This is a genomic window from Pseudoalteromonas sp. MEBiC 03607, assembly GCF_004792295.1.
In the GTDB taxonomy this organism is placed as follows: domain Bacteria; phylum Pseudomonadota; class Gammaproteobacteria; order Enterobacterales; family Alteromonadaceae; genus Pseudoalteromonas; species Pseudoalteromonas lipolytica_C.
Genome location: NZ_SRRY01000001.1, coordinates 3,243,232 through 3,259,304, shown reverse-complemented (window position 1 = coordinate 3,259,304; position 16,073 = coordinate 3,243,232). Strand labels below are relative to the sequence as shown.

The 16,073-nt window shown below is 39.4% G+C and carries 13 protein-coding genes and 7 tRNA genes; 17 read left to right on the top strand and 3 right to left on the bottom strand.

Annotated features, from left to right (window positions below; all coding sequences use genetic code 11):
- Positions 1–34 precede the first annotated feature (34 nt).
- A complete protein-coding gene (locus E5N72_RS14795) occupies positions 35–2,797 on the bottom strand; it encodes an ATP-binding protein (protein ID WP_135925825.1) in 2,763 nt (920 codons plus the stop codon).
- 422 nt (positions 2,798–3,219) lie between these two features.
- Here E5N72_RS14795 and E5N72_RS14790 point away from each other — a divergent pair.
- The 10 genes from E5N72_RS14790 to E5N72_RS14745 all read left to right on the top strand — a co-directional run bounded on the left by E5N72_RS14790 (position 3,220) and on the right by E5N72_RS14745 (position 7,944).
- A tRNA-Phe gene (locus E5N72_RS14790) sits at positions 3,220–3,295 on the top strand.
- A 64-nt stretch (positions 3,296–3,359) separates the two neighbouring features.
- Positions 3,360–3,435: transfer RNA gene (locus tag E5N72_RS14785), tRNA-Thr, on the top strand.
- Positions 3,436–3,461: 26 nt separating this feature from the next.
- A tRNA-Phe gene (locus tag E5N72_RS14780) sits at positions 3,462–3,537 on the top strand.
- A gap of 57 nt (positions 3,538–3,594) precedes the next feature.
- Positions 3,595–3,670 (top strand) — tRNA-Thr (locus E5N72_RS14775).
- 35 nt (positions 3,671–3,705) lie between these two features.
- Positions 3,706–3,781, top strand: a tRNA-Phe gene (locus tag E5N72_RS14770).
- Between the two features lie 51 nt (positions 3,782–3,832).
- Positions 3,833–3,908 (top strand) — tRNA-Thr (locus E5N72_RS14765).
- A gap of 26 nt (positions 3,909–3,934) precedes the next feature.
- Positions 3,935–4,010: transfer RNA gene (locus tag E5N72_RS14760), tRNA-Phe, on the top strand.
- A gap of 282 nt (positions 4,011–4,292) precedes the next feature.
- Positions 4,293–5,090 carry a hypothetical protein gene (locus tag E5N72_RS14755; protein ID WP_135925824.1) on the top strand — a complete coding sequence of 266 codons (798 nt, stop codon included), beginning with the start codon at positions 4,293–4,295 and terminating at the stop codon, positions 5,088–5,090.
- Between the two features lie 369 nt (positions 5,091–5,459).
- Positions 5,460–5,699, top strand: a complete 240-nt coding sequence (locus E5N72_RS14750) for a hypothetical protein (protein ID WP_135925823.1) — start codon at positions 5,460–5,462, stop codon at positions 5,697–5,699.
- A gap of 415 nt (positions 5,700–6,114) precedes the next feature.
- Complete coding sequence (locus tag E5N72_RS14745) at positions 6,115–7,944, top strand: retron Ec67 family RNA-directed DNA polymerase/endonuclease (RefSeq protein WP_135925822.1); 1,830 nt, start codon at positions 6,115–6,117, stop codon at positions 7,942–7,944.
- 115 nt (positions 7,945–8,059) lie between these two features.
- Here the strand turns inward: E5N72_RS14745 and E5N72_RS14740 are convergent, their stop codons facing one another.
- On the bottom strand, positions 8,060–8,752 hold the full coding sequence (locus tag E5N72_RS14740; protein ID WP_135925821.1) for a hypothetical protein: 693 nt from the start codon (positions 8,750–8,752) through the stop codon (positions 8,060–8,062).
- A 658-nt stretch (positions 8,753–9,410) separates the two neighbouring features.
- Here E5N72_RS14740 and E5N72_RS14735 point away from each other — a divergent pair.
- The 5 genes from E5N72_RS14735 to E5N72_RS14715 all read left to right on the top strand — a co-directional run bounded on the left by E5N72_RS14735 (position 9,411) and on the right by E5N72_RS14715 (position 13,598).
- On the top strand, positions 9,411–10,295 hold the full coding sequence (locus tag E5N72_RS14735; RefSeq protein ID WP_119852716.1) for a phage integrase N-terminal domain-containing protein: 885 nt from the start codon (positions 9,411–9,413) through the stop codon (positions 10,293–10,295).
- A 13-nt stretch (positions 10,296–10,308) separates the two neighbouring features.
- On the top strand, positions 10,309–10,527 hold the full coding sequence (locus E5N72_RS14730; protein ID WP_135925820.1) for a hypothetical protein: 219 nt from the start codon (positions 10,309–10,311) through the stop codon (positions 10,525–10,527).
- Entirely contained in the window at positions 10,520–11,449 is a 930-nt protein-coding gene (locus E5N72_RS14725; RefSeq protein ID WP_135925819.1) for a hypothetical protein, read from the top strand. Before E5N72_RS14730 ends, E5N72_RS14725 begins: the two co-directional genes overlap by 8 nt.
- A 140-nt stretch (positions 11,450–11,589) precedes the next feature.
- Entirely contained in the window at positions 11,590–11,937 is a 348-nt protein-coding gene (locus E5N72_RS14720; RefSeq protein WP_135925818.1) for a hypothetical protein, read from the top strand.
- Positions 11,934–13,598 (top strand): conjugal transfer protein TraG N-terminal domain-containing protein, encoded by a 1,665-nt coding sequence (locus E5N72_RS14715; RefSeq protein ID WP_135925817.1) that lies wholly within the window; start codon positions 11,934–11,936, stop codon positions 13,596–13,598. The genes E5N72_RS14720 and E5N72_RS14715 overlap by 4 nt, the downstream gene beginning before the upstream one ends.
- Positions 13,599–13,873: 275 nt before the next feature.
- On the opposite strand, the gene E5N72_RS14710 is transcribed toward E5N72_RS14715, so the two are convergent.
- Positions 13,874–14,359: a hypothetical protein gene (locus tag E5N72_RS14710; protein WP_135925816.1), complete on the bottom strand. Its 486-nt coding sequence runs from the start codon at positions 14,357–14,359 to the stop codon at positions 13,874–13,876.
- A 272-nt stretch (positions 14,360–14,631) separates the two neighbouring features.
- On the opposite strand from E5N72_RS14710, the gene E5N72_RS14705 reads away from it, so the two are divergent.
- A complete protein-coding gene (locus tag E5N72_RS14705; RefSeq protein WP_205994309.1) occupies positions 14,632–14,862 on the top strand; it encodes a DUF4224 domain-containing protein in 231 nt (76 codons plus the stop codon).
- A 5-nt stretch (positions 14,863–14,867) separates the two neighbouring features.
- On the top strand, positions 14,868–15,947 hold the full coding sequence (locus E5N72_RS14700) for a tyrosine-type recombinase/integrase (RefSeq protein WP_135925814.1): 1,080 nt from the start codon (positions 14,868–14,870) through the stop codon (positions 15,945–15,947).
- The last annotated feature ends 126 nt before the right edge of the window (positions 15,948–16,073 follow it).

The window sequence follows — 16,073 nt, the reverse complement described above, 5'->3', positions numbered from 1 at the left end:
AAAAAGGGCCGTTATGGCCCTTTTTTGATAAGTACTATTTGTTTTCTTGTTCGGCTTTTTGTATTTGCTCTTTTATATATTGAGCGACTTTAGAGTATTCAATTTCATAATTATCTCTAAGCTCAATTAATTCATCACTTGTAGGGTCTTCATTTTTACAGCGATGTTCAAATTGTTCAGCTAACTCAGCGACTTTCATTGCACCTATCGTTTTTGAGATAGATTTTAACTGGTGGCATGAGTTTATTATTTTCTCAAGATCAAGCTCGATAACCCCTGCATTTACTTCACGGCTAAGTTGATTACTTTGCTCTAAATACATTTTATAAAAGCGTAGCTTTTTAGCTTCATCATTATTTACGTATTTAGATAATACGCTCATATCAATAGGGATTGCAGGTTTAGGTGGGGCCAGTTTCACCTCTTCAGGGTTAGCTTTATAAGCACATTTATGAAGTGCGGCTTCAAGTACGTTTAACTCAACAGGCTTTGTTATATAGTCATTCATTCCTACATTTAAACAGCGCTCTTTTTCGCCTTTAAGAGCGTTTGCTGTGATAGCAATTATGTAAGGTTGAGCATTAATGTCTTCGAGTTGAGAAGCTTCATTGCGGATCTTTTCAACCATGTCATACCCTGACATTTTTGGCATGTGCAAATCAGTTAAAATAATTGAGTGATGGCCTGCTCGCCATATATTAAGACCTTTTTCGCCATTTTCAGCAAGCTCAACACCATAGCCTAACAAGTGAAGTTGATCTGTTAACACTTGCTGGTTTAGCACATTATCTTCTACTAAAAGCACGAGTTTGTTTTCGTCACGAGCTTGGTCAACGCTCAAGTAATCATTGAAAGATTTGGTTGAGACAACTTGTTTTGGTGTGTGTAAACCCGCAGCCACTAACAGCGACATCATGAAGTTTGACTTACAAAATGGTGACGCATTTAAGTAGAAGATATTTTTATGATTTACCGCCGCTTCATCTAATTTACTCAACACGATAACTTGCTGGTTATTATCTTCTAGTGTGTAGAGTAAACGGCGCAAGATATAGTTAATATCCTCCATTCCCTCTATACCATCGAGGATCCAGATAATGTTTTCGTTATCTTGTTCCGCCTCTATTAAATCATTGCTATCGGCAAAAACATGAGTCGCTCCCATAAAAGATAAATAACGGGCAAGCAAAGCTTTACGGCCACTATGTTGTGTTACCACAACAACACGATGGCCTTTCATTGTATGTCTGTGGGCGAGATCTACTTTACCTTCGGTGCTAAATGGTAAATCGACAACAAATTCACTACCAATACCTAAGTCACTACTAACAGAAATACTGCCCAACATAAGTTCTGTTAAGCTTTTACAAATTGATAATCCTAAACCGGTACCACCATATTCTCGAGTAATAGAGCCTTCGGCTTGAATAAAGGGGTTAAAAATTTCACGAAGCTGGGCTTGCGTCATTCCTTTACCATTATCAGAAACAGTAAAACGCAATGTGTAATGATCGGTTGTGTTCTGAGCAACCTCAACAGATATTTTTACATGACCTTTTTTGTTTTCATCTGTGCTTGTGAACTTAATAGCATTACTACATAGGTTATAGAGTACCTGACGAACTCGAACGGTATCGCCGATTAAGTTTGTGGGAATATCGGGTGCTATAGCAAGTTCAAGTTCAAGGTTTCGTTTTTTTGCAACTGATGACAGAACGCGAGCTACTTCTTCAACAGTATCCGAAACAGAAAATGGAATATTATCAATATTAAGTTTACCTGCCTCAATTTTCGAGAAATCGAGAATATCGTCTAAAATACCTAATAAAGAAAACGCAGAATCACGGATAATAGTACTTAGCCTGTGCTGGGCACCATCAAGCTCAGTTTGGCGAAGTAAATCAATGGTACCAATCACACCATTCATCGGTGTGCGAATTTCGTGACTCATGGTTGCTAAGAAGGTTGTTTTGGTCTCATTCGCTTGTTCTGCTTTTAAAGTTGCTTGTTCAAGCGCGAGAGTTCTGTTGTGTACTTCTGTTTCTAGGCTGCTTTGTAGTTTTTGCAGATCAGCTTGCGCTGCTTTGTTTTCTTTAATTGCGGATTGAACCTTTCTCAGCAATTGATTGATATTTTCAGCAACAATATCTAATCCGAACTCAAGATTCTCTGTAACATGCGTGTTGTAGTCTGCATTATTCGTGATCGCAATTAACTCTTGGCTTAAAGAGCCGCTACTTTTAGTAAAACGCTTATTGATAAATATACTCATCGCAATTGACAAAATTATCAGCGCTAATACAGCTAAAGCGGCTAAAGCATATGAAATCCCAGCTGACTGAACTACAGGCTGTTCAGTTGGATGCTGTTTAACTATAAGCTCGCCGACTGGTTGGTCGTTAAACTCAAGTACAGTATGAACAAGCATGTTTTGTTCGAGTTGCTGATTAACTTTACTTGCATCAATTCGCTCTTGATTACTTGCAAACACCAGTGAGACATCACCATTTACTTCATATCGGTATAAGTAGTAATCAAAATTATTGTTTAGCAACAAACTAACATCTAATACCTCTTTTACTTTATCTTGTCCTGGCATTGTTAATGCGCTTACCAAAGGAGCTGATAACTGAGATGCAACTTGTGATGCGGTGAGTTTGGGTTGTGATGATTGTTTTTCAGAATTGTTGGAAGGGTAAAAAGCTAAAGCAATAACTGCTAAAAGTGTGATAACAAGATTCGTAATAATAAAAAGCGGTAACAGGCCTTTTACAGGAGAAGTTGATTTACTTCGCATAGCTTTAATCCAACAATTTATACTGCAATAGTAGGTATATTCTTGATAATTAGATAATCCTACCATCAATGAAGAAAAATTCACCACGTTTTTAGACTAGGAAATTGATTAAAAACATAAGACGTTGTAAAAGCGCATAAGTTTGTTGAATAAATAGTCTAAAAACCATTAAAAACAGCAATCTTGATTGAAAACTGTGCAAACAGATAGAATCCTCAAAAAATAGTTGACTTGAGAAGGCAAAACCCGTTTAATACGCCGCACGCCCAGATAGCTCAGTCGGTAGAGCACTGTGGAAGTTGTATTGAAAATCCTATAAGATTTTCAGCTTAAAACCGAAGTTTGCCCAGATAGCTCCGTTGTAGAGCTGTTAGGGAATGCATTGAAAATCCTTGTGGATATTCTGCATAAAACTGAATATTGCCCAGATAGCTCAGTCGGTAGAGCAGAGGATTGAAAATCCTCGTGTCGGTGGTTCGATTCCGCCTCTGGGCACCATTATTTAATATATTGGTGCTTAAGACTAAGCATCAGTATCGTGCATAGCACACAGATTTAGTGTGCCGACTTAGCTCAGTTGGTAGAGCAACTGACTTGTAATCAGTAGGTCATCCGTTCAACTCGGATAGTCGGCACCATTTATTTTTAAACGAAAGTTTAAAATGCCCAGATAGCTCAGTCGGTAGAGCAGAGGATTGAAAATCCTCGTGTCGGTGGTTCGATTCCGCCTCTGGGCACCATTATTTGATAATCTCTTTTAAAGTGATTATAGTGCACAGCGCACACGATTTTAGTGTGCCGACTTAGCTCAGTTGGTAGAGCAACTGACTTGTAATCAGTAGGTCATCCGTTCAACTCGGATAGTCGGCACCATTTATTTAAACATCAAGCTTATAGCTTTTTGTTATGCCCAGATAGCTCAGTCGGTAGAGCAGAGGATTGAAAATCCTCGTGTCGGTGGTTCGATTCCGCCTCTGGGCACCATTATTTATAATCACAATGTGATTAAGTGCTAAATGCACACAGGTTTAGTGTGCCGACTTAGCTCAGTTGGTAGAGCAACTGACTTGTAATCAGTAGGTCATCCGTTCAACTCGGATAGTCGGCACCATTTATTTTTAAACGAAAGTTTAAAATGCCCAGATAGCTCAGTCGGTAGAGCAGAGGATTGAAAATCCTCGTGTCGGTGGTTCGATTCCGCCTCTGGGCACCATTTTTACTAGCGTCCCGCTGAAATCTAAAATATCGTTTCCTACTAAAACATACTTTCCCTACAAAAATATCTGTATTCGTCGTAATTGACGGAGGCGATTTTGCGAACGCCAGAAAGCAAAAAACCGCGATAAAGAAACTCAGATTAAGTTTGGCGACTTAAGTTTCCAACGCGGCTTTCATAAACATTCGAAAGTGTTTATATGGCTATCTTAGCTGTAGGGTAATCCTGTGTCTAGTAGGTAGTTAAAAATTTGCTGACGACGTTCCTGTCGAAAATGAGTTGAGTTACAACCAAAAAAATAAATTTGCACCAAATGCAAAGCAAAACTTGGGCAACCAAGGTAGAAAGAAGCAAGTCTTCTTCTCATTAGAAGTGCTGCATGAAACTAAATCTGATACCCAGGCATTAGTTTTAGGCCATATTGCGTATCACCATGCTAAACACGGAAAATTTAACTCCAGCGTTTCATCTATCGCAAAACACCTTTGCTATTCAATCAACGCGGTAAAAAATGCGCTGAGTCAGCTTCTCAGTGCTAAAAGTGATGAAAAACAACCATTATTGTTCGAAGAGTGTACAAAAGGCTATAGCCGTAAATTGAGGCTTAATTTAAAACACCCGCTAGGCTACCGACTACTTCAAAGCTACACGCAAATCATTCATGGCCAACAAGCAGCTAATACACTTCCCCTCTATGGTCTTCAGTTGCATTTATTCGACTCTAAAAGCCGGTATGATTCACGACATCAGCACAAAATGCTGATGCTACATGCGTTGATCAGCAGTAAAATCAAAGCTAGCAAACTATCTACACGCAATAAACGAGATACCTACCAACAAAGCATTTCCCAGCTTTCTAAAAAGTTGGGATGGGCATACATGACAGTAAAGTCTTTAATTGAAACGATGCGGCCACTTGGTTTGTTGTCTGTGATAAAAGAGCAAGTAAGTCGTGTAGCAAAGTTTATATTTGGTGAAGTGAAGGCAAGTAAAGCCAAAGTGCGCCGAACGATAATTCCCAAAAAAGAGCGCGAAGCAGCTCCAATCGAGCGATACCGCGATATTCCCATAGCTTAATTACAGCTTTCGCCAAGATAAATCAGAACTGCCTCGATGCTGGGCTTTGTCGTGCCTGAAATTCAAAAAATAAAGCACACAGCTCTTCCGTTGGCTTCCTCAGATGAGTGAAGGTCAGAGTTTTCCGAATTTAAGCAACTTAAAGGCCTAAATGCGCTCTTTGCACGCCTTGAGAGTACAGTGTATATAAATTAGTGATAGGTGTTTTTCGTTCAATTTAAATCAGTGCTAAAAGCTACAAACTTAGTGATCTATCACTTTTAGCTGGTGATGCCTTTAAATATAGTGTTTAAATATAAATAGATAGATTTTTACCAAAACGTAGTTTGGCCAAAATCATTTTTAAGTTTTTTAAAGGTAGCCGTTGTAATGGAAAAGATTGAGCTTGGAGTTGAGCCAGTAACGTTTCAGCATGATCTGAATGGTGAAAATGTATTTTTCTGTGTTGGTCAAACTGACTTTGAGCGATTTGGTGTCGAGTGCGTTTCAAAACGAGCTGTGTTGAAAGGTGTATCAGATGATGAAAGTGAAGCGATTCAAGACTATATGATGCAAGTTATTTTGAGCATGTCTGATGAAAAACCCTTGAGTAACAGTAGTACACACTAAAAGGTTAACAAGTCTAGGAGGTGGGACGATTCGCCGTGGTTGAGGCTTTAGATATTTCCCCCCCCTAGTTTCTTGCGTGGAGTACCTCCAGATTGATAACCGCTGTTTTACTATGAGAAACAGAGAGTTAATCTTTAATAATCGACGTGAAAGTGAAAACGATTTGTGAGTACCATTGGCTTTTTCATAAAGCAAAGTAGTGAAGTTGTTTGGGGTTCCAAACTCAAAATTCTTGCCTATACATACATAGTTCGCTAAGTTGTTAATTAGCTTACGGGCAGATTTTTGTTCGCGCTTCGCGAACAGTGAAAAAAATGTTCGAACGGACCGCCTATGAGGAAATGTATCATCACTTTAAGGTACTTCTCGACACGCGTAAGAGTGCCCGTAAGCTAATTACTTTTAAAGGATTTATATGAGTAAGCTTGCAAAGCTAAGAGCTGCAAAAACAAAACCTGAGTTGGCCGATGTGCTAGGAGTGCATCCATCTTTTCTTACATATACTCTGTATGTGCGAGGAACAAATTCGCTCTATACTTCCTTTAATATACCTAAAAAGTCTGGCGGTGTAAGAACTATACAATCCCCTGATTCTGGCCTCAAGTCAATTCAATCTGCATTATCCAACTTGCTTTTAGACTGTATCGATGAAATCAATTTAGCCAATTTTCCTGATTCAGAGTTAGCGTCACCGAAAGCTAGTCACTCGAATATATTGAAGGTCAAATGTAACAGTGCGAAAACTAAGCAGCCTTCACTTTCTCACGGTTTTACAAGGCATCGCTCAATTATTACTAATGCTATGATGCATGTTAATAAAAAAGCAATTTTGAATATTGATTTAAAAGATTTTTTCTCAAGCTTCAATTTTGGGCGGGTTCGTGGCTTCTTTATAAAAAACAAAAACTTTGAATTAGATGATAACGTTGCCACAACAATAGCTCAGATAGCTTGCCATGATAATGAATTACCTCAAGGAAGCCCTTGTTCTCCAGTAATCACGAATCTCATCACTCATTCATTAGATATTAGGCTTGCTGATTTGGCGAGGAAAAATTCATGTACATACAGTCGGTATGCAGATGATATAACTTTTTCAACTGGAAAGAGAAAATTTCCATCTGAAATTGTTAGTGAGGAAAATGGTATATGTGCTCTCGGAAAGAAGCTTAAATCTGAGGTTAGGCGCTCTGGTTTTTCTATAAACTCAAAAAAGACAAGGGTTCTTTATAAAGATTCAAGGCAAGATGTTACTGGCTTGATTGTAAATAAAAAGCCCAATATTAAAGCTGAATATTGGAGAACAGTTAGAGCACAATGCAATTTATTATTTAAGACAGGAAAGTTTTATGATCTTATAAATAACAAGGAGGTAGAGGGGAATATTTATGAGTTGGAAGGTAAGCTAAATTTTATAGACCAACTAGACCACTATAACAGGCTTCGTCAAAAGCCAGCGCTCAACCCACAGTATCACCGGCAAAAAGACGCCCTTGCTAAAGGGGGAAATCAAAAACAACGTAGGTACCTGTATAACAATCGGGAGAAAACCTTTAGCAATTTTCTGTTTTATAAGCTTTTCTATGCGAATCCTCTAACAATGATTTTAACGGAAGGGAAAACAGATAACATATATCTAAAAGCTGCTTTAAGTCGTTTAGCAACGGCGTTTCCATCGTTAGCTAAGTCTCAACCTTATGAACCACTTTGCCAGTTCTTTAAATATACAGAAAGAACACGTTTTTTGTTAGAGTTGCATGGTGGTGGGGACTATTTTAAAAGTTTTGTTGGCTCATACGAAGAGCGCTATCGATTATATAAAGCACCAAAGCCTGCAAATCCGGTTATTATTTTCGTTGATAATGATACAGGACCTGATCAGCTAATAAGCAGAATAAAAGGAATGAAAGGGATAGGGATTTACCCTACAAGCTTGAATAAGGGTGATATAAGGAAGTCGGATTTTGTTCATATTTCAAATAATCTGTACTTGATTCTAACTCCTCAATCCAACACTGGTGATAATACAGATATTGAGTACTTTTTCACAGATTTCGATCGAAAAAGGCCTTACAATGGGAAGTGCTTTAATACTGTAAAGCTCAGGAATGATAATGTAGACCTCAGTAAAGATGCTTTTTCAAGACATATTGTGCAAGCCAAGAAAAATGTTATAGACTTTTCAGGTTTTCATAAATTGTTAGAACGGATAGTATTAGTTCAGAATCATTATAAAACGTTGTAATTGTTAATTTAGTGGTTAGTGCCTTTTGATTATTTTGTTGTGGGTATCCTAGGATTGTCACTCTTTTATGACTGGTGAGAGGGCAACCATCACTGAGCTGATAAGCAAATATCAATCAACAATCTAATTTCCACCACTTCAAAAATCGGCAAATTTCTAGGCATTTCTTCCTATGGCTTTGTAATAAGTCTGATAGTGTCCATAAAAACCAAACAATTAAGGCCACAATAAAAATGACTAAATAGATAAGTTGAGAAGATACAAGCTTTTCCTGCTTTAAGTACTCTACTGTTAAGCTTGCCAAGCTAGTGAACAATATTAATAAAATTGGGGCGTTGAATATTCCGTTAGTTTCTAATTTTTCTTTACGTACCCCCTCCCACTCGATGAGCTTTTCTACAGATGTTGGAGTAAAAGTCTTTCTTTTAGTAAGTTCTTCAGCAAAAAGGATATATCTTAAATATCTCGTCCTCAAGAAGAAAGGATGAGACTTTAGATTATGGGTAATATAAAGATTCTTGTATTCATTCTGAATTCTAAGCTCTAACCAAACGTAGAGAATAATAGCTGCTAAAGCGACCAAAAATAGCGATAAATTAGAGTCTCTCCCTAAGAAAAAAGCACCCACAGAGACTGCAAGGTACATAAAAAATGCAAGAAAGTATGGCCATGACTTGCTTATCGGTTTGTGTCTATACAGAGATTTTACAATTCTTGAACGGTGTGTTTTCTTATAAATGCCGTATAACTCACCCCATTTGTTTAAGTTTGTCATCTTCCCTATCGCGATTTGAACATTTCTATGCATTTGATTTTTGCATATTTCTTATCCAGCACAAAGAAAAAAATATGCTTAAAAAGTACCTGATAAACCGCGTCATTCCGCGAAGCAAAGAGGAATGACGCGGTGGCAAACCCCGCGCTAAACCAAGAAGAACAAAGAGGGGAAATTATTTGTTGAACTTATGTGCGCGTTATGACACTCTAAAAATGATTCCAGCAAAAGCGAGACGAATGTCATCGCGTCAAGAAATAAAGCCTGTGGCTTTATCATATCAGTGAGATCTACTCACAACTAGAAACCAAGCTTTCGGGCTTTTTACCTAACAAATTAGTTCATCTGATTTAGGCACTTTTATGCCTTGAGTTTGGCTATTTGTACCTGCGTTTTGCAGAGAATTAAGCGATCCCTAACGAACTCAAATAGGAGAAGTGTTATGACCTAACTGACCTGTGCTGAGCACATTTTTATATGCGCTTTATCATGCACGCCCACTGCGGGAAGCATCTAAAGCGAGGCTAATTTGGCCATTTTGAACTGTTGTGCCTTTATTCGTATTTATACGGAAATTGTACGCTCCAACGTGCAGTTGGCATTTAAAACTTACCATTTGGATATTGGTTCAAATAGTTAGTTGGGTTGGTAACGTGTAATCGAACTTATAAACACGGTGAGTGAACAAATATTGAGTAATTTAAAATATCAGCTTCAAGGGCTTATGCTCAGAAACCAAGACGGCAGTTTTGGAGTTAAGGCTGAGCGAAAAAAAGTACTGGTCCAGATCTCTGCTCAGCTTAAACAGGGCGGGTACCGCTTGCAATCGGTGCAATCACTCAAACCCAAACACGTAAACTATCTTGTTGAGCGCTGGCAGGGGGAAGGGCTATCTGCTGGCACCATTAAAAATCGACTTAGCCATGTAAGATGGTGGGCGGAAAAAATCGGTAAAGCCTCGATGCTGCCGAAGTCTAATAATGGTGCAAACCAAGCAATCACACTTGATTTGGAAAAGCGAACCTACACACCTACCGAGTCAAAAGCAAAAGAACTAGAACAAAATAAGCTTGAGAAAGTCAGCGACCCGCTTGTTAAACTCTCACTTCGACTGCAGCGAGAGTTTGGCTTACGTAGAGAAGAAGCCATTAAATTTCGACCTAATTATGCCATTCGAGGCGAACAGTTAGTACTAAAGCCCAGCTGGACAAAGGGCGGTCGTCCCAGAGTCATTCCTATTAGAACAGAATCTCAGCGACATCTACTTCAACAAGTGCAAAAGCAAGTCGGTGGAGGCGCGCTGATCCGCCCCGACCGAAACTATATTCAACAACTCAAAGCATATGAACGGCAAACAAGCCAAGCAGGGCTAGATAAAAACCACGGGCTTAGGCACATGTATGCCCAACAGCGTTACTTAGAACTAACCGGTTGGCGCTCTCCAATCGCCGGTGGGCCAACAAGCAAACAACTCACACCAGAACAAAAACAAATTGATAGGCAAGCGCGATTACAGGTTTCTAATGAACTTGGCCACAGCCGAGAGCAGATCACAGTCATATATTTAGGTCGATGATAGGAGCAATTAGATGGCAGAAAAAATAAAGTACCGCGATGTGTACGGTATATTTATTCCTGACGCTGAATGGGCACAATTTTTAGATGATGTAAGTACTATTAAACTGCGCTCTACAGAACTGGAAAAAGTAAATGGTGAGCAACAGTACAAGTTAAAAAAGTTGGCAAGGATCATTCAACGTAAGGATAGACAGCTGGCTAAGTTCAATAATGGAGGAAGCCATGTTTGAAGGGACACTTGATTTCAAAAATGAAGCTGCACCGTTGCTAGTTCATGGAATATGTGAGCTTAGCGCTTATGATGGTATTGACTCCGCAGTGCAAGAACTTGGAATTAGCAGGCAGGCTGGTGTGTTTATTACCGAATTGACAGTATGTGAGCTGCATGAGTTTTGCCTTAAGCTGTCGAGTCAAAAAGCAGTTGAGGTAAAAGTTAACTTTAATACTGCTACAAAGTTGGCTGAGTTAGTTGCGGAACTAAATTTATATCAATTACAAAAGCTTAATGTATCGACTCAATTATACGTAAAGAGTTTGGGCGCAAGATTCGAGCATGATCAACTTTTAGCGAGTAAGTTTTTAGGTTTGTTGAGTGGTGCAATGGAACATGCGGAGCAAGCTCCAAGCAATTACTTTATGTTTCCGGTACCGTCCGAGTTAATAGTTGTAATGCAACGGTTACAAGCCGTTCATCTCAACTTGTATATGCGATTGTTAATTCAAAAAAGCGTGATTGGACTTGAAGTGGATAGTGCTAGGGTCGATAGAGCGGTTGCGTTAATGAAGATTCAATTACAAAAGACTCGGCCAATTAAAGAACTTATCGCAGCCGGAGCTGATTTAAGCTTTGTTCGCAAATATACAGGGGTAAAGCATGTTAGCAGCAAGCTCTTTACTCAATGCCGAATGCTGTATGGAGCCCATTGGCAAACCGAGTTCATCACTGCAAAAGATTGTGAAACAGTGTATGAGCAATTCAAGTCAATGGTGCAATCAAGAGCTTCTGTGGTAAAGATATACCTAGGCTTACATCATACATTTGGTTATCGAATTGAAACCTTATACAAGTTTATTCAAAAGACATTGGTTGCAGAGTTCGAACATGATGATTATCAGTTAAATTTAGAGGTGAGCAAACTACTCAATGATTAATAGACCTACTGAGTCTGTAAACCAGTAAACGTAATAACGAGGCATCGGCCATCGTAGATCAGAGCAAATAAGAAGAATTTAGTTGAGGCGTAGATTGGCTGCGGCTCGATGTTTTTGATTTACGAAATACGGAGCTTTGTATGAAAACATTTCTTAAAAATACCCTTATCATTTCAGTTGCAGTTCTGGCGGTTCAAGCCTTGTTGTTAGGCCTTGTTGTCAGTAATCCTAGCGCGATAGTGAACGGAGCTGATAGTTTCCTTGCTGGTTTAGTGGCCATGAATAAATCCACGGTAAGCATTGGTTTTATCACTGATATTCTGGTCATCGTTGCCGCCTTGGTGTTGATATTTCGCTTTGAAAAAGGCTTAGCCTGGTTAGTAAAGTCCAAGCGCTTATCACAAGCACAAGCAGACTATCTACAAACTAAGAAGATGCGCGTTCTGGTTGCATTGTTAGCCGTTCCAATATTGACGGTGATCGCATGACATTTACGAGCCTAAGTGACCTGTATTTTTTTGCTACAGGAGTATATGCCCTCAACACCATAACTGACATTGCTATCAGCACTAAACTGATAATTGCGCCTGTGATTGTGTTTGTTGTGACCCAATTATTAAAGGCGGCTGAAGGGGATGAAGAAGCTAAGGTAGGCATGCTTGGCAAGCTGGAAATTGGCACATACCTGCAAATGTTTGTGTTTATAACAGCTTTTTATCCAATGGTGCCGCTTAAGTTGGATAGTTTTCAGCTATACAGCAAGCAGTGCGAAGGCTACAAGCAACCAAAGATTAATAATGGCTTTTTTAAGAAGGGCGGCCCTGCAGAAGATTTAGGGGTAATGCTGTCGAACAATAAACTAAAAGTTCCGGTTATCGTTGCGCTGGCTAGAGCCTTTGGAACAGGCTTTTCTATTGAGTCGGTTGACCGCTTACCTTGCGGTTTTAACTTGCAGGGAGCAACGAATACCTTAATGAATAGTCGTATTGTTGATACAGTGCTACGTATCGAGACAAAGGAATTTATAAAACAGTGTTACCAACCGGCACTCAATAAAGCGTTACGCCAAGGCGATAAGAACATGCCGTGGATAGATGATCCTCGTACAGATGCTCAACCGTGGCCAGGACATAACTCATTTATGAATAACGCTTACTACGGAAACATAGGAAAGGGCTTCTATTCTCAAGTCTTGTTATCTGGTTGGCAGGGAGCGAGAACTAATAAGCATATCCCTAAGTGGTCTGAGAGCCAGCAAGCGGAAAGTAGAGGGGAAATTGATTGCAGCGGTGGCCAGTGCATCCACCAAGTAGGCGGTTTTCCTTCGTGTCGTGAGTGGTGGCAAGGTATCGGAGCTGGTTATGGCGGTATCAACGTTAGCAGTAACGATATGAGCCTCCGTAAGCGTCTATGGGATAGTATGCCGGAAGATGATAAAAGCAGTATATGGGTGCTTTTACAGGCATCTTACCATGATGTTTCTGATAGCTGGTATGAAGATAAACTAATGGAAAAGGCCTATTTCAGCAAGGTGGCCATGAACCGTATTCAAGGCGCAGAAACAAGGGATTATGGCCTTCAAGGTGAAGGGGTTATGGGTAAAATTGGTAGTTGGTTTAACCGACTAGTGGGTACTGTCGGTAATGTAATGTCCACTGTTCCTGATTATGCCGAAGCCAGTTTAGTTCAATCAGCCGCGCCTATGATTAAAGGTGCTGCGATACTGATTCTATTAGCGGCCTTTCCTTTGGTTCTCATGGTAAGCCAGTACAGTATCAAAATAGCTACCACCGTTGGGGCGCTATTTGTTTCTATACAGCTCTGGCCCTTCTTTTGGGAGCTGACAATTGTTTTTCAAAAATCATTTATTCAGACGGTTGCTAATAGCTCAAGCGTTCCCGTCGTTGATGTGTTAACGCAACCTAACGTTATGATGAACAGCCAGCGTATAACAGATATGATGTTTATTGCGTTCCCTTTCATCCTTACCTCGTTATTAACCTATGCTGGTTTGGGCTTGGGTGGCGCTATTGGAAGCTTTCAAGGCATGAGTAAAGGTGCAAGTGCTGGTAGGAAAGGTGGTGAGGCTGCAAATAAAGCTGGAGGTAAAGTTGGTAAGAAGGTGGCCACAAAAGGAATGAGTAAATAGACCTGCGTAAGCTGGTCTTTTACACTTTACGCATCCACTGGCCGCCGTTGCAGGCTGAGTTCTTACCTTCTAAGTCAGTTGCTATGTCACCGTCACCGTTAAGGCGGTATGAATTAGAAAAATCATCGCTATCCTCGTAGACGTTCCCTGAACATTTAGACGCCTCAACTCCCTCTTCTATTGTTTCTAGGATTGATTCTAGAAGTATTTTAGAAACGGATTTGATGTTGAACATATAACTAGTACCAGTCATGTTATCTTTTAAGCTACACCAATTATAGCATAGGAGTTCCTTTAACTTTATTATGTTTTAATTTAGTAATGAAATAACTAATAATGAAAGCTAAGAGCAGTGTCGCAAATGCTGTAACTTCTTGCCCATCTATAGGTTTAATAAAATCTACTACATGTGATGCAAATGACCAGGCGAAAAACCACCCCGCACTAAACATAATTAGGTTTCTAACAGAGTAACCCAAAAAATTATAAAACTTAGATAGTCTAATTTTTTCACTGTGTGATAACTTAAAGTTATCATATATGAGAGATACAGTTATGCTGAGTACTGATAAAACTAAAAATGGTATTATCATACTTTCCACTGAATATCTAAGAGTTAGGAAGTCCACAAGGAATTGAGGGAGCTCGGTCTCACCTGTCACACCAAAAAAGTTAATAGCAATAATTAAGATCCCCATCAACAATGGTGTGAAAAAAAAGCAAATACTACCTTTTTTGAAAGTTTGGATTATAAATTTCATATATACATTTTTATTATTTGTTAGTAATTTCCTTAATATATTTATTTGATTTAAAAATAAAATCAAGTCATTTCTAGTTTTTGTGATTTATCTCTATTTAAAACTTACCTGTTGTAATCTAAAAACTTATAAAGTACATTAAAAAACGCTGAAATATTGGGAAATCAGCAGAAATGAGCAAAAACGAAATTCTGATTATCGCGAATAAGGTTAGTCCCAAGCTGATTCACGGCTAGTTGTTAGTCGTGGTTACTTATTCGTTGGAGGATTTTGTGAGCACATTCCTATCTAAAACTGAAGTTGCTGAGTTAACTGGCCGTAAGCAGCGCCAGAAGCAAATTGAGCAACTGATCTCAATGCATATTACTTTCACCCTTGATGCCTTTGGCTGGCCTAAAGTTTTGCGTAAAACGATTGAAACAGAGCTGGGCGCGAGCGATAGCTGTCAAATTAAGCGTGGCGGGACTACGCTTAGAGGTGACGAGCTGTATACGGGGCAATAGCAGTCATGGGAAGAAAACGTTCTGCAGAAAATGCAAATCTGCCCAAGGGCATGATCTTTAATAAAAAAGGGAATACCTATTACTTAAGGGCAAGCGGTCAGAAAGATATGCGCCTTGGTAAAACTCTGAGTGAAGCTTTTCGCAATTACTACGCTTACGCATCGATTAATTTTGAATGCCAAACGATGCATGACTTGATTGACCGGTATCTCAAAGAGATTTCACCCACTAAGGCAGAATCGACACACAAGAGTAATATTAGTGCGTCAAAGCATTTGATAAAGCGTTTTGGTCATATGAACCCAAGTGTGCTTAGAGCCAGGCATGCCTATCAATATCTCGATCTTAGAAATCGAGAGGGGGCACCGGTAAGAGGCAATCGTGAGTTTGCGTTACTGAGCACCATTATGTCTCATGCTGTGCGCTGGGGCGTAATTGACGACACACCATTTCATGGAATTATACGTAACCCAGAACAGCCAAGAGATCGGCTAGTCACAGATGATGAATTGGCAGTGTTTGTTAAGTATTGCCCTCGATGGCTGCAATTATATGTGGCGCTAAAGCTGGCAACCGGCTTAAGGCAAACCGACATGCTTAAACTTAGCAGCAAAGACTGGGATGACGAAAATGGACTAAAAGTTCAAGCATCAAAAACAGGTAGCCGATTGCAGTTCGAAGCGGTGGATCACCTTAGCTTTATCATCAGCGAGCTTAAACAAATTAATGGTTACCGTACCACTAGAAAACACAGAACGCCGTTATTACATTGGTATTTCTTTGCATCAAGCGCTAATTCACGAAAGGAACAAGCATTGACCCCCGACGGTTTTAGAACTGCGTGGAATAAAGCGATACGTGCAGCAATCGAAAGTGGTGACTTACAACCTGAGCAGCGTTTTCAGGATAGAGATTTAAGAGCTAAAACAGCAAGTGAGTGCGAGACAATTACCCAGGCATTTGAGTTATTGGGCCACTCAAATGTGGCAACAACAAAGCGTGTTTATCGGCGAGGTTACTCACAAGTAACGCCAGTCACGCCAAAGTCGCCAGATGATAAGAAAAAACAAAGCATTGAAAAGTAGTGATAAAAAAGGCATTATTTTTAAATTAAGAATTGTATGTTTAGCTAAAATTTCTAAGCTATTAAAAACAAAGTAATTTTAGCTAAATTAACCATAAATATTAAACTAGACGAAAGTTATAGGAAA